Origin of the sequence: Cellulomonas phragmiteti, from assembly GCF_016862775.1 — a bacterium.
Taxonomy (GTDB): Bacteria; Actinomycetota; Actinomycetes; order Actinomycetales; family Cellulomonadaceae; genus Cellulomonas; species Cellulomonas phragmiteti.
The window spans coordinates 1-12,499 of the sequence record NZ_BONP01000019.1 but is presented as its reverse complement, the minus strand read 5'-3'; the positions used below and the strand labels follow the sequence as shown (position 1 = coordinate 12,499).

13 protein-coding genes and 1 tRNA gene are annotated in these 12,499 nt (G+C 75.4%); 7 read left to right on the top strand and 7 right to left on the bottom strand.

Annotated features, from left to right (window positions below; translation table 11 throughout):
* The first annotated feature begins 25 nt into the window (after positions 1 to 25).
* Together nhaA and Cph01nite_RS14220 are read left to right on the top strand one after the other, a co-directional pair.
* Entirely contained in the window at positions 26 to 1,432 is a 1,407-nt protein-coding gene (nhaA, locus tag Cph01nite_RS14225) for a Na+/H+ antiporter NhaA (RefSeq protein ID WP_203675287.1), read from the top strand.
* A 10-nt stretch (positions 1,433 to 1,442) separates the two neighbouring features.
* Positions 1,443 to 2,372: an alpha/beta fold hydrolase gene (locus tag Cph01nite_RS14220; protein ID WP_203675285.1), complete on the top strand. Its 930-nt coding sequence runs from the start codon at positions 1,443 to 1,445 to the stop codon at positions 2,370 to 2,372.
* On the opposite strand, the gene nth is transcribed toward Cph01nite_RS14220, so the two are convergent.
* Positions 2,362 to 3,060, bottom strand: coding sequence for an endonuclease III (nth, locus tag Cph01nite_RS14215; RefSeq protein ID WP_239069273.1), 699 nt, complete (start codon positions 3,058 to 3,060; stop codon positions 2,362 to 2,364). The genes Cph01nite_RS14220 and nth overlap by 11 nt on opposite strands.
* A gap of 128 nt (positions 3,061 to 3,188) precedes the next feature.
* Here nth and Cph01nite_RS14210 point away from each other — a divergent pair, with 128 nt between their 5' ends.
* Positions 3,189 to 3,602, top strand: coding sequence for a hypothetical protein (locus Cph01nite_RS14210; protein WP_203675283.1), 414 nt, complete (start codon positions 3,189 to 3,191; stop codon positions 3,600 to 3,602).
* Positions 3,603 to 3,775: 173 nt separating this feature from the next.
* A complete protein-coding gene (locus Cph01nite_RS14205; RefSeq protein ID WP_275407406.1) occupies positions 3,776 to 4,453 on the top strand; it encodes a Crp/Fnr family transcriptional regulator in 678 nt (225 codons plus the stop codon).
* 8 nt (positions 4,454 to 4,461) lie between these two features.
* Here Cph01nite_RS14205 and Cph01nite_RS14200 read toward each other — a convergent pair whose 3' ends face one another.
* Genes Cph01nite_RS14200 through Cph01nite_RS14190 form a run of 3 tightly spaced genes read right to left on the bottom strand, consistent with a single transcriptional unit; the run spans position 4,462 to position 5,436 of the window.
* Positions 4,462 to 4,968: a RidA family protein gene (locus Cph01nite_RS14200; protein ID WP_203675281.1), complete on the bottom strand. Its 507-nt coding sequence runs from the start codon at positions 4,966 to 4,968 to the stop codon at positions 4,462 to 4,464.
* A complete protein-coding gene (sp36, locus tag Cph01nite_RS14195; RefSeq protein ID WP_203675279.1) occupies positions 4,968 to 5,126 on the bottom strand; it encodes a Sp36 family protein in 159 nt (52 codons plus the stop codon). The genes Cph01nite_RS14200 and sp36 overlap by 1 nt, the downstream gene beginning before the upstream one ends.
* 37 nt (positions 5,127 to 5,163) lie before the next feature.
* The gene (locus Cph01nite_RS14190; protein WP_203675390.1) at positions 5,164 to 5,436 is read right to left on the bottom strand and encodes a WhiB family transcriptional regulator; all 273 of its coding nucleotides are present in this window, start codon (positions 5,434 to 5,436) and stop codon (positions 5,164 to 5,166) included.
* Between the two features lie 235 nt (positions 5,437 to 5,671).
* Here Cph01nite_RS14190 and Cph01nite_RS14185 point away from each other — a divergent pair, with 235 nt between their 5' ends.
* From Cph01nite_RS14185 to Cph01nite_RS14175, 3 genes are all read left to right on the top strand, one after another.
* Positions 5,672 to 8,176 carry a penicillin-binding protein gene (locus tag Cph01nite_RS14185; protein WP_203675277.1) on the top strand — a complete coding sequence of 835 codons (2,505 nt, stop codon included), beginning with the start codon at positions 5,672 to 5,674 and terminating at the stop codon, positions 8,174 to 8,176.
* Positions 8,173 to 9,159: a metallophosphoesterase gene (locus Cph01nite_RS14180; RefSeq protein ID WP_239069272.1), complete on the top strand. Its 987-nt coding sequence runs from the start codon at positions 8,173 to 8,175 to the stop codon at positions 9,157 to 9,159. Before Cph01nite_RS14185 ends, Cph01nite_RS14180 begins: the two co-directional genes overlap by 4 nt.
* Before the next feature lie 47 nt (positions 9,160 to 9,206).
* Positions 9,207 to 9,280, top strand: a tRNA-Pro gene (locus Cph01nite_RS14175).
* Between the two features lie 72 nt (positions 9,281 to 9,352).
* Here Cph01nite_RS14175 and Cph01nite_RS14170 read toward each other — a convergent pair.
* The 3 genes from Cph01nite_RS14170 to Cph01nite_RS14160 are packed head-to-tail and all read right to left on the bottom strand — an operon-like array spanning position 9,353 to position 12,326.
* Positions 9,353 to 10,324: a DUF4097 family beta strand repeat-containing protein gene (locus tag Cph01nite_RS14170; protein WP_203675275.1), complete on the bottom strand. Its 972-nt coding sequence runs from the start codon at positions 10,322 to 10,324 to the stop codon at positions 9,353 to 9,355.
* Complete coding sequence (locus tag Cph01nite_RS14165; RefSeq protein WP_203675273.1) at positions 10,321 to 10,992, bottom strand: response regulator; 672 nt, start codon at positions 10,990 to 10,992, stop codon at positions 10,321 to 10,323. The genes Cph01nite_RS14170 and Cph01nite_RS14165 overlap by 4 nt, the downstream gene beginning before the upstream one ends.
* Positions 10,980 to 12,326: a sensor histidine kinase gene (locus Cph01nite_RS14160; protein ID WP_203675271.1), complete on the bottom strand. Its 1,347-nt coding sequence runs from the start codon at positions 12,324 to 12,326 to the stop codon at positions 10,980 to 10,982. The genes Cph01nite_RS14165 and Cph01nite_RS14160 overlap by 13 nt, the downstream gene beginning before the upstream one ends.
* Positions 12,327 to 12,499: the final 173 nt, after the last annotated feature.

Genomic DNA, 12,499 nt, shown 5'->3' with positions numbered 1-12,499 from the left:
GGAACGACCTCCGAGAGGGACACCCGTGTCCACGCACCCGTCCGGCACGCCGGAACCCGCACCGCGCCCGCTCTTCTCCGCCCTCACCCCGGGCGGGCGGCGCAACCTCGCGGACACCCTGCGCGACGAGCGCACCGGTGGCCTGCTCCTGCTCGCGGGTGCGGTCGCCGCCCTGCTGTGGGCCAACCTCGCACCCGACTCCTACCGCGCGGTCAGCGGCTTCGTCATCGGCCCGGCGGCGCTGCACCTGGACCTCGACCTGGCCCACTGGGCCGCCGACTTCCTGCTCGCGATCTTCTTCTTCGTCGTCGGGCTCGAGCTCAAGCGCGAGATCGTCGTGGGCGAGCTGCGGCACCTGGCCACCGCGGTGCTGCCCGCGGCCGCGGCCGTGGGCGGCATGCTGGTGCCGGCCGCCATCTACCTCGTCGTCAACACGACGACGGCCGGCGGCGCACCCCAGGGCTGGGCGGTGCCCACCGCGACGGACATCGCGTTCGCCGTGGGCGTGCTCGCGATCGTCGGGCGCGGGGTGCCCGTCGCGCTGCGCGCGTTCCTGCTGACCCTCGCGGTCGTAGACGACCTGCTCGCGATCGTCATCATCGCCGTCGGCTACACCGACACCGTCACCCTCGGGCTGATGCTCGGCTCGCTGGGATGCGTCGCCGCCTTCGGTCTCGCGCTGCGCCGCGGTGTGCGCACGCCGCTCCTCCTGGTCCCGCTCGCGCTCGCGGCGTGGGCGCTGCTGCACGCGTCGGGCGTGCACGCCACGATCGCCGGCGTCCTGCTCGGGTTCGCCGTGCCCGCCCTGCCGGGCTCGGCCGTGCGGGGCGCGAGGCCCACCGACGACGCGGACCACTCCCTGGCCGAGCACTACGAGCACCTGTGGCGCCCGGTGTCGGCCGGGTTCGCGGTGCCCGTGTTCGCCCTGTTCGCGGCGGGGGTCACCGTCGAGCTCGCGACGATCGGCGCGACCTTCGCCGAGCCCGTCGGGCTGGGCGTGGTCCTCGGGCTGGTGCTCGGCAAGCCGCTGGGCATCACGCTGGCGACGTTCCTCGTCGCGCGGTTCACGCGGGCACGCCTCGCGCCCGGCCTGGGGTGGTGGGACGTGGTGGGCGTGGGCCTGCTCGCGGGGATCGGGTTCACGGTGTCGCTGCTGGTCGGCCGGCTCGCGTTCGGGACGGGGACCGTCCTGGGCGACCACGTCGTCGTCGGCGTCCTGCTCGCGTCCCTGCTGGCCGCGCTGACCGGCGGCGCGGTGCTCTCCTGGCGCGGGCGCCTGCACGCCGCGCGGGCCGCCGCCGTCCCCGCGATCGACGCCGCCGTCCGCGCGCTGCAGCGGGGCGCGGACGTGCGGGCGCCGTCGGCCGTCGAGGACACGACCGTGCCGGCACCGTGCGGGACCGACGGCGACGCGCCAGGGACGACCCGGTAGGTTGCACCCGATGACCCCCGTCGACTCCGCGTCGCTCCTCATCGAGGGGCCCTGGCAGCACCGCTTCGTGACCGCGAACGGTGCACGGTTCCACGTCGCGCTGGCGGGGGCCGCCGACGCCCCCCTCGTGCTGCTGCTGCACGGGGTCCCGCAGCTGTGGTGGGCGTGGCGCCACCAGCTGCCCGTGCTCGCCGCCGCCGGCTACCGGGTCGCCGCGATGGACCTGCGGGGCACCGGCGCGTCGGACAAGCCGCCGCAGGGCTACGACGTGCCGACGCTCGCGGACGACGTCGCCGGCGTGGTCCGCTCGCTCGGCGCCGGCAGCGCGGTCGTCGTCGGTGCGGGGACCGGGGGTGACGTCGCCTGGGCGACGGCCGCCTACCACCCGGACGTCGTGCGAGCGCTGGGCGTCGTCGGGGCCCCCCACCCGCTGGACGCCCTGGCGCTGCCGCGGACCCCGCCGGGCCCGGCCGCGGCCGCCGTGCTGGCGTTCGCGCAGCTGCCCTCGCTCCCGGAGCGCGCCATGGTCCGCGGCGACCTCGTCGACCGCATGCTCACCCACTGGGGAGGCGTCCCCGGGCTGCCGGGGCGCGACGCGGTCGGCACCTACCGCCGCGCCGTGCGCGTGCCCTTCGCCGCCCACAGCCAGCTCGAGCTCGTGCGCTGGCTCGTGCGCGCGACCCCCCGCCCCGACGGCCGCCGGTACCGCGCGACGCTCCGCGAGGCCCGTCCCCTGCCGGTCCTGCAGGTCCACGGGCTGCGTGACGGCCTGCGGCCCGCGTCGACGGCGGCGCTGCGCCCGGGCACGCAGCGGCTGGCGCGGCCGTACCGCTTCGAGCTGCTGCACGGCGCCGGGCACTACCCGACCGACCAGGCCCCCGGCCTGGTCGGTGAGCTGCTCGTCGACTGGCTGGCCGAGGTGGACGCGGTCAGCCCTTGAGCATCGCCGCCGCCAGCTCCGGGTCGTTCTCGCCGATGCCCGCTGACGGGCACAGGGCGGCGACCGGGCAGGCACCGCACGCGGGCCGCCGGGCGAAGCAGGTGCGCCGCCCGTGGAAGATCAGCCGGTGCGACGCCATGGTCCACTCCCGGCGCTCCAGCAGCGCCCCGAGCTCGGCCTCGATGACGACCGGGTCCTCGCTCGTCGTGTAGCCGAGGCGCTGCGACAGCCGCTGCACGTGCGTGTCGACGGTGATCCCGGGCACGCCGAACGCGTTGCCGAGCACGACGTTCGCCGTCTTGCGGCCCACGCCGGGCAGCGTCACGAGGTCCTCGATGCGGCGCGGCACCTGACCGCCGAAGCGCTCGACGAGGGCGGCGCCGATCCCGACGACGGACTGCGCCTTGGCCCGGTAGAACCCGGTCGGGCGCAGCACGTCCTCCAGGTCCCGCACGTCCGCGGCCGCCATGGCCGCCGCGTCCGGCCACCGGTCGAAGAGCTCGGGCGTCGTGGCGTTGACGCGCACGTCCGTGGTCTGCGCCGAGAGCACGGTGGCGATGAGCAGCTCGAGCGGGTTGCGGAAGTCCAGCTCGCAGCGCGCGTCGGGGTAGCGCCCGGTCAGCGCCCGGTCGACACGGCGAGCCCGCCGGGTCCGGGCCAGCGGGCTCTCCTGCAGGGTTGCGTCCACCGGGCGAGCGTACGTGGCGCCGCCCACACCCACCGCCCGGGTGCCCGGTTGCTCCTGGCGGGTGAACAGATCGTGCGCATCGCCGCGGAACGGTCAAGTCCGGGCCGCACCCGGCCGAACCACCCCGTGTGACGTCGCCCGACGAACCCCTGCACGACCTGCGCCTCGAGCGACGCGCGCTGCGCGCCGAGCGTGACCGGGTCGGCTGGTGGCGACGCGTCGTGCGCGCACGGATGGACCTCGCGGTCGCCGGCGCGGCGGCGCCCGGCGCGCTCGGCGAGGACGTGGCCTTCGTCCTGCCGCTCGACGTGTGCCTGCAGGTGCCGCGGGCCGGCGAGCTGCACGAGGCGCTGCCCCACGGCGACGCGGGCCGCGAGGTCGGCCTCCTGCCGGCGCTGCGCGCCCTCGACGAGCGCCTCGCCCGCTACGAGGACGGCGTCGTGGAGGCGCTGGAGCGCGCCACGGGCCGGCTCGTCGAGCGCCTGGCCGACGACCCGACCGCCGTCCTGCGGTCCCGGAACGCGGTCGCCGACGGCATGTGAGCCTCCACGGCGAGCGGCCATGGGGCCGCCGGGCCGCGGGTGGGTGCGCCCGGCGCGCCGACCCGACGCGCGCCGACGCCGAGATGGGGCAGACTGGCAGGCGGGCGTCCGGCCCTGCTGCCGGACACGACGCACGCCCGCGCTGGATCGCGGGAAGAGGGGAAGGAACCGCCGTGGCGGAGGACATCGTGCTGACGGCGCCGCTGTTCGCGGGCATGGACGAGGACTCGTCCCGGGCACTCATCGACTCGATGAAGGTGCTCGACGCCGCGCGCGGTGACGTGCTGTTCCACGAGGGCGAGCCGGGCGACCGGCTCTTCCTGGTGCGCGACGGCAAGATCAAGCTGGGGCGCCGCTCGAACGACGGGCGCGAGAACCTCCTCGCGGTCCTCGGCCCGGGCGAGATGTTCGGCGAGCTGTCGCTCTTCGACCCCGGCCCGCGCACCGCGACCGCGACGGTCGTGGCCGACGCCGTGATCCTCGAGCTGGGGCACCACGACCTCATCACGTGGCTCGTCGACAAGCCCACGGTCGCCGAGCACCTGCTGCAGGCGCTCGCGCGCCGGCTGCGCCGCACCAACGAGGCGCTGGCCGACCTGGTGTTCTCCGACGTGCCGGGCCGCGTCGCCAAGGCGCTGCTCGACCTGTCCACGCGGTTCGGCCAGCCCGTCGACGAGGGCATCCGGGTCGCGCACGACCTCACGCAGGAGGAGCTCGCCCAGCTTGTGGGCGCGTCGCGCGAGACGGTCAACAAGGCGCTCGCCGACTTCGCCGCGCGCGGCTGGGTGCGCCGCGAGGGCCGCGCGGTCGTGCTGCTCGACGTGGACCGCCTGGAGCGCCGGGCCCGCTGAGCCGGCCGTCAGTCCGTCTCGACGACGACCTCGACCTCGACGGGCGCGTCGAGCGGCAGGACCGTGACCCCGACGGCCGAGCGCGCGTGGACACCCGCCGCGCCGAGCACGTCGTGCAGCAGCAGGCTCGCGCCGTTGACGACGGCCGGCTGCCCGGTGAAGCCCGGGTCGCTGGCCACGAAGCCGACGACCTTGACCACGCGCCGCACCCGGTCGAGGGCGCGGACGGGGTCGCCGTCCGCGGACTCGGTGGCCAGGAGCGCACCGACGGCCGCCAGCGCGTTGAGGGCGGCGGTGCGCGCGAGCGCGGTCGCCGTCTCGACGTCGACCGCGGCGCCGACCTTGCCCGTGACCGGCAGCGCACCGTCGACGAACGGCAGCTGCCCGGAGGTCCACACGTGCGCCCCGCTGCGCACGGCGGGCACGTAGGCCGCGACGGGTGCCGCGACCGCCGGCAGGTGCAGGCCGAGCTCGGCCAGCCGCGCGGCCACACGCCCCGGGGAGGCGTCCGCCATCAGACGGCCTTGGGTCGCTTGAGGTAGGCCACCAGCCCGGCGTCGGGGCCCTGGATGACGGTCACGAGCTCCCAGCCGTCGGCTCCCCACTGGTCGAGGATCGCCTTGGTGGCGTGGATGATGAGCGGAACGGTCACGTACTCCCACTGGGTCGCCATGGGCCCACCCTAGTGCGGCGGCGGTCGGTGGTAGCGCTCACACCAGACCGGCGAGCGCGACCAGCGAGGGCTCGTTGCCGACGAGCTCGGTGCGCCACGAGGCGACGTCGGGCCGGCGGCGCAGCAGCGCGCGCCGCTCACGCTCGGTCATGCCGCCCCACACCCCGAAGTCCGCGCGGCTGTCCAGGGCGTCGGCGAGGCAGTCCAGACGCACCGGGCACCCCTGGCACACGGCCCGCGCCTCCCGCTGGGCGGCACCCTCGACGAAGAGCGCGTCGGGCGCGTGCTTGCCCTGACCGCACGACGCCATCGCCGTCCAGTGACCCTCGTACTCCTGTGCCCCCAGCCCTGCCACGTGATCCTCCGCGTGTCGCTCCCTGCGTGTCGCCGCCGTGACCGTATCGGCAGACGGCGGGTCCTGACGAGACCCCGGACGGGTCTTTTCGCTCGGACAGCCCTCCGGGCGTGTGCAGGTCGCGTGGAGGAGACGTACGGAGCGCCGTGGACCTCCCCGGCCGTCGGACGCCCCGGGTAGCCTGGCGGGCATGCCGAACACTGCCCGCGCGCGCGGACGCAAGGTCAGCGCCGTGCAGGCGCTGGCCCTGCTGCTCTCCTTCTGCCTCGTCGCCGGTATCGGCGGCGTCCTCGCCGCCGGCCTGGTGCTGCCCGGCGTCGCCGTGGCGAACGGCATCACGGGGATGTCCGTGACGGCGTTCGACGACCTGCCCAGCGAGCTCGAGCAGAAGCCGCTGCCGGAGAAGTCCGAGATCCTCGCGGCCGACGGCACGCTGCTCGCCACGTTCTACGACCAGAACCGCATCGTCGTGCCGCTGTCCGAGATCGCGCCGATCATGCAGCAGGCCGTCATCGCGGTCGAGGACCGGCGGTTCTACGAGCACTCCGGCATCGACCCCGCGGGCATGCTCCGCGCCGCGGTGGCGTCGGCCGGCGGTGACACCCAGGGGGCGTCGACGCTGACGCAGCAGTACGTGAAGAACGTCTTCCTCGACGCGGCCGAGCGCGTGGAGGACCCGCAGGAGCGTGCGCGGCTGCGCGCCGAGGCCAAGGTCAGCAAGGGCCCCGAGGGCATCGCCCGCAAGCTGCGCGAGGCGAAGATCGCCATCACCCTCGAGAAGACGATGACCAAGGACGAGATCCTCGAGAAGTACCTCAACATCGCGGCCTTCGGGGCGTCGGTGTACGGCGTGGAGTCGGCATCGCGGTACTTCTTCAGCAAGTCCGCGATGGACGTCAACTACCTCGAGGCCGCGACCATCGCCGGCATCACCCAGTCCCCCAGCGCGTGGGACCCCGTCGGCCCCGCCAACGAGACGCCCGAGCAGGACGCCGAGCGGTACGCCGACTCGCAGAAGCGCCGCGACAAGGTGCTGCGCGACATGTACAAGGAGGGCTTCATCACCCTCGAGGAGCGCGACGCCGGGCTCGCGACGCCCGTGGAGGCCACGCTCAACGTCTCCCCGCTGAGCCAGGGCTGCATGAGCGCCGACGCCACGGTCCCCGGGTCGGGCTTCTTCTGCGACTACGTCACCAAGGTCATCGCCAACGACCCCGCGTTCGGCGAGACGGCCCGCGACCGCACCAACATCCTCTACAAGGGCGGCCTGACGATCACCACGACGCTGCAGCCCGGCGAGCAGGCCATCGCCGACGCCGAGGTCAAGGACGGCGTCCCGGTCGACGACCCGTCGGGTGTCGCGAGCGCGATCGTGTCCGTCCAGCCGGGCACCGGGCAGATCACCGCGATGGCGCAGAACCGCATCTACTCGGCCCTCGAGGTCCAGAACCCCGGGGAGACGTCGGTCAACTTCAACACGACGTTCCGGTACGGCGGCTCGGCCGGCTTCCCGCCCGGCTCGACGTTCAAGGTCTTCACGCTGCTCGAGTGGCTCAAGCGCGGCAACGCGCTGCAGTCGTCGGTCAACGGCACCCGGCTGCAGTACAACATGAACGAGTTCACGGCCTCGTGCGTCGGGCGCCTCACGGGCGCCCCGTACAAGTTCGGCAACTCCGAGGGCGGCCGGGCCATCCAGCAGAGCGTCCTCGACGCGACCAAGAACTCGGTCAACTCCGCCTACGTCGCGATGTCCACCCAGCTCGACCTGTGCGACATCATGAACGGCGCCGCGGCCCTCGGCGTGACCAAGGCGGGCAACCCCAACGCGACCGACCCCACGATCGGCACGCCCGCCGGTGACGTCCCGTTCGACCCGCTGCCCGGCAACGTGCTCGGCTCGCAGTCGACGTCGCCGCTGCAGATGGCGGCCGCCTACGCCACGTTCGCCTCGGGCGGCACCTACTGCAAGCCGATCGCGATCACCAGCGTGGTCGACGCGACCGGCACCTCGCTGCCGGTGCCGCCGGCGGACTGCACGCCGGGCGCGATCGACCCCAAGTACGCCGCCGCGATGAACTTCGCGCTCAGCAACGTCTGGACGGGCACGGCGAGCCGCGTCGGCCAGCCGCCGTTCCCCGCCGCCGGCAAGACCGGGACGACGAGCTCGAACGAGCACAACTGGTTCGTCGGCTACACCCCGCTGCGGTCCACGGCGGTGTGGGTCGGGTACAGCGAGAGCCTGCGGTCGATGAACCGCGAGACGATCAACGGCACGTACTACCGGTCCGGCCCCTACGGCTCCTCGATCGCCGCGCCGACCTGGAAGGACTTCATGACGCAGGTCCTCGCCGGCGTCGACAACCCCGGCTTCACCGCGCCGACCGACCGTGAGGTCTACGGCGAGCGTGTCGGCGTCCCGTCGGTCGTCGGTCAGAGCGAGCAGCGTGCCCGCGAGATCCTCGAGGGCGCGGGGTTCCGGGTGTCGGTGTCCGGTGAGCGCGTGCCCTCGTCGTACCCGGCGGAGACCGTGGCCTCCCAGTCCGCGACGAGCGCGACCCGTGGTGCGTCGATCACCCTGACGATGTCGAGCGGGCAGCCCGCCGCCAACCCCGGGTTCCCGGGCCAGGGCGGCGGTCCCGGCGGCCCGGGCGGCGGCAACCAGCCGGCGCCGGGGCCGGGGCAGGGCCGCGGGTGACGCACCACCACGCCGGTACCGGCCCTGCCGGTGCCGGCGGCACGGCCCTGCGCGCCGTCGGCGGCCTGGCGCTCGCGGGCGCCGCGGCCCTCGCCTGGGCGTCGCTCGTCGAGGTGCGCTGGTACGCGCTGCGCGAGGTGACCGTCCCGGTGCTGCCCGCGGGCCAGGAGCCGCTGCGGATCCTGCACGTGTCGGACCTGCACCTGACCCCCGGGCAGCGCCGCAAGGTCGACTGGGTGCGGGACCTGGCGACGCTCGACCCCCACCTGGTCGTCGACACGGGCGACAACTGGGCGCACCTGGACGCGATGCCGGACCTCCTGCACGCCCTCGAGCCGCTGCTGACCGTGCCGGGAGCGTTCGTCCTGGGGTCCAACGACTACCTCGCGCCGGCCTTCAAGAACCCGGCCCGCTACCTGCTGCCGGACGCCCGGCACGTGCCGGCCGCGCCGCCGGTGGAGCTGCCCTGGCGCGAGCTGGTGACCCGCCTGACGTCCGCCGGGTGGGTGGACCTGTCGAACCGCCGCGACGCCCTCGAGGTCGACGGCCGCCGACTGTCCCTGGTCGGCACCGACGACGCCCACCTCGACCGCGACGAGATGCCCGCGGCCGGCGGCCCCGACGACGTGCGGACGTCCGACGGCCGCTCCCCCGCCGTGGACCTGCACCTGGGCGTCACGCACGCCCCGTACCGGCGGGTGCTGGACGCGATGCACGCCGACGGCGTCGACCTGACGATCGCCGGGCACACCCACGGCGGTCAGCTCGCCGTTCCCGGCTGGGGCGCCCTGACCACCAACTGCGACCTGGACCTGCGCCGTGCGAAGGGCCTGCACGGCTGGCCCGGTGCGCGCCCCGACCGCGCCGCCGGCGCGGGCTCGTCCTGGCTGCACGTGTCCGCCGGGCTGGGCACGTCGCCGTACGCGCCCGTGCGCTTCGCGTGCCGCCCGGAGGCGACGCTCCTCACACTCGTCGCGCCCTGACGCATTTCGTCTCCGGGTGCCTCGTCCGCTATCCTTGCCAGGCTCCACGGGGTGTGGCGCAGCTTGGTAGCGCGCTTCGTTCGGGACGAAGAGGTCGTGGGTTCGAATCCCGCCACCCCGACAGCGAGAAGGCCCCTGATCTGCTGATCAGGGGCCTTCGTCGTGCCGGCAGGTCGAGGCGTCGGGTGCGGCCTCAGCCCTCCGGGCCCAGGTACGCGATGTCGCCGTCGACGGCGACCAGCTCGACACGGACGCGGGCGCCCGGGTCCGTCGGGGCCTCGATGCGCTGGCGCCCGTCCGTCCGCACCGTCAGCGCGACCGGCTCGCCGCGCCCGTGCACGGTGATGCCGGCGTCGACCGTGCGGACCTCGACGTCGCCCCGCACCGCGGCGACCCGCACGTCGCCGTCGGAGGCGCGTGCGGTCAGCGTGCCCCGCACGTCGCGCACCTCCAGGCGCCCGTCCGACGTGCGCACGTCGACGTCGCCGCCCACGCCCGCGACGGTGGTCGCACCGTCCCGGGTACCGACCCGCACGTCCCCGACCACGTCGGTGACGCGCAGCTCACCGTCGGTGACCTCGACGTCCAGGTCACCGCCCACGCCGTCCACGACCACGCGGCCGTCGGAGGTGCGCAGCCGCACGTCGCCGGCGACCCCGTCGACGTGCACGTCGCCGTCTCCGGCCCGCAGCTCGACGTCGCCGACCGCACCCTGCACGCGGACCGTCCCGTCGCTCGCGCGGACCACGACGTGCGTGCCCTGCGGGACCTCGGCCGTCAGGCTCGCCGAGCAGGGCAGCGACACGGGCAGCACCCGGCACTCGTACCGGACGACCGTGCGCCCCTGCGTCGTCGTGACGTCGTAGCGCGGGCCCGCCCAGGCGTACGTGGCGCTGCGGTCGACGACGACCTCGTCGACGTCGGCCGCCACGACCTCGACCCCGCCGTCGGCGACCAGCTCGACCACGTCGGTGGCGGCCAGCGTCGCGGACGCGGACGACGTCGTCACAGACAGCCGCCCGAGCAGCTGGACGGCGCCCTGCAGCAGCACGAGCACCGCCAGGGTCACGCCGACGACCGTCAGGGCGCGCCCCGCGGTGCTGCGCGGTCGCCGCGCCACGGGCGGCGTGGTCACCTGCGGCGGGAGGGGCTGGGTGGCGGTCACGGTCGTGCTCCGTTCGTCGGGGTGTCCTCGAGCCACCGCAGGACCGCGAGGACGCGGCGGTGGTCGTCGGAGTCGGGGGGCAGGTCGAGCTTGGTGAGGATCGACGTCACGTGCTTCTCGACGGCGGCGGCGCCGACGACGAGCCGGTCGGCGATCGCCGCGTTGGAGCGTCCCTCGGCCATGAGCGCGATGACCTCGCGCTCCCGGGGCGAGAGCACGTCGGACAGGCTGCGCCGGGACCGGGCGAGCACCTGGGCGACGACCTCGGGGTCCAGGGCGGTGCCGCCGGTGGCGACGCGGGCGAGCGCGGCGAGGAAGTCGTCGACGTCGGCCACCCGGTCCTTGAGCACGTACCCCAGGCCGCGGGCGTCGGAGGCGAACAGCTCGCGGGCGTAGCGCTGCTCGACGTACTGCGAGAGCACGAGCACGGGCAGGCCCGGGTGCAGGCCCCGCAGGTGGACGGCGGCGCGCAGGCCCTCGTCGGTGTGCGTGGGGGGCATGCGGACGTCGGTGACGAGGACGTCGGGCAGGTCCGCGGCCGGGTCGCCGAGGACGGCGACGAGCTCGTCGGCCGTGCGGTACCCGGTGACGGTGTGCCCCTCGGCGGTGAGCAGACGGGTGAGCCCGTCGAGCAGGAGGACGGAGTCCTCGGCGATCACGATGCGCATGGCACCTCCACGGTGAGCACGGTGCCCCGACCGGCGGGGCTGACGAGGTCGAACGTGCCGTCGAGCGCCTCGACGCGGCGGCGCAGGCCGTCGAGCCCGCCCCCGGGTGCGGCGTGCGCGGCACCCGCGCCGTCGTCGGCCACCTCGATCCGCAGCCGGTCGCCGTGGACGCCCGCGCGCACGGTCGCCCGGGTGGCGGTGGCGTGCTTGGCGACGTTGGTGAGCGCCTCGGCGACGACGAAGTACGCGGCGGCCTGCGCCTGCGCACCGACGTCCGCCCCGAGACCGTCGGCCTCGACGTCGACCGGGACCGGGCTGCGGGCGGCGAGCGCGGAGAGCGCGGCGTCCAGGCCGCGGTCGGTGAGGACGGCCGGGTGGACGCCCCGGACGAGGTCGCGCAGCTCGGCCAGCACCTCCTTGATCTCGCCGTGCGCGGCGTCGACGGCCGCGACCGCGACGGCGGGGTCCTGGGCCGCGGCGCGTCGGGCCACGCCGAGCTCGACCCCGAGGGCGACCAGACGCTGCTGGGCGCCGTCGTGCAGGTCCCGCTCGATCCGGCGGCGCTCCTCGTCGGCGGCCACCACGGCCGCCGTCCGCGTCTCGTGCAGGTGCTCGGCGCGCCCCTCGGCGACCGACGCCCGCTGCTCCGCGGCACGGGCCGCGCGCTCCGCCTCGGCACGTGACCGACCGCCGAGCAGCACCCGGCCCAGGCGCACCTGGGCCAGGCAGGCGAGCTGCAGCAGGACCGCCGCGAGCCACACCGCGAGCACCGCGACCGGCGCGAGGATCGCGAGGTGCGGCCACGAGACGCGACCGGTGAGCGGCGCCACGGGCACCACGAGCGCCCCCACGGCGAGCGACAGCGCGACCGACGCGGCCGTCCACGTGAGCAGCCACGTGACGAGGGCGTGCGCGACCGCGGCCCACGCCCGGCCGTCGCGCAGCCACGCCCACCACGTCGAGGGCCGGTACACCGGGCCGGGGCCGGGCGCCGGGGGCGGCACGACGACCCCGAGCTGGGCGTCCAGGCGCGACCTCTCCCCCGTCCCGTAGCCGCGGGCGAGGGCGAGGGTGAGCACGAGGACGGGCACGCCGACGACGACCACGAGCAGGCCCGCGCCGAGCGCGACGCCGGTCATCAGGACGACGGCCGCGGCGAGGCCGGCCACCGCGGCGATCGCGAGCTGCCCGACCGCGGTCCACGTCGCGGCCGAGACGGGCGCCAGCGCGAGGGCGCGTCCGCCGGTCAGAGCAGGTGCGACGTGCCGCACGTCGACGGCCAGCGGCACGTCGTGCGGGTCCGTCAGCGGGACGTCCAGGGGTGGTGAGGTCATGCCTCGACGGTAGGGCGCGCGCGAGGCCGCCCGCAGCGGTGCGTGCCCACGTCGCGGGGGTGGGGGTGGCCCTACCCCCACGACGAGGGGCCGGCCCCGGGCAGGTGCCCGAAACCGGCCCCTCACCCGTCGCGCATGGGGTCACGACGGGATGGGTCGACCTGTCAGCCGAT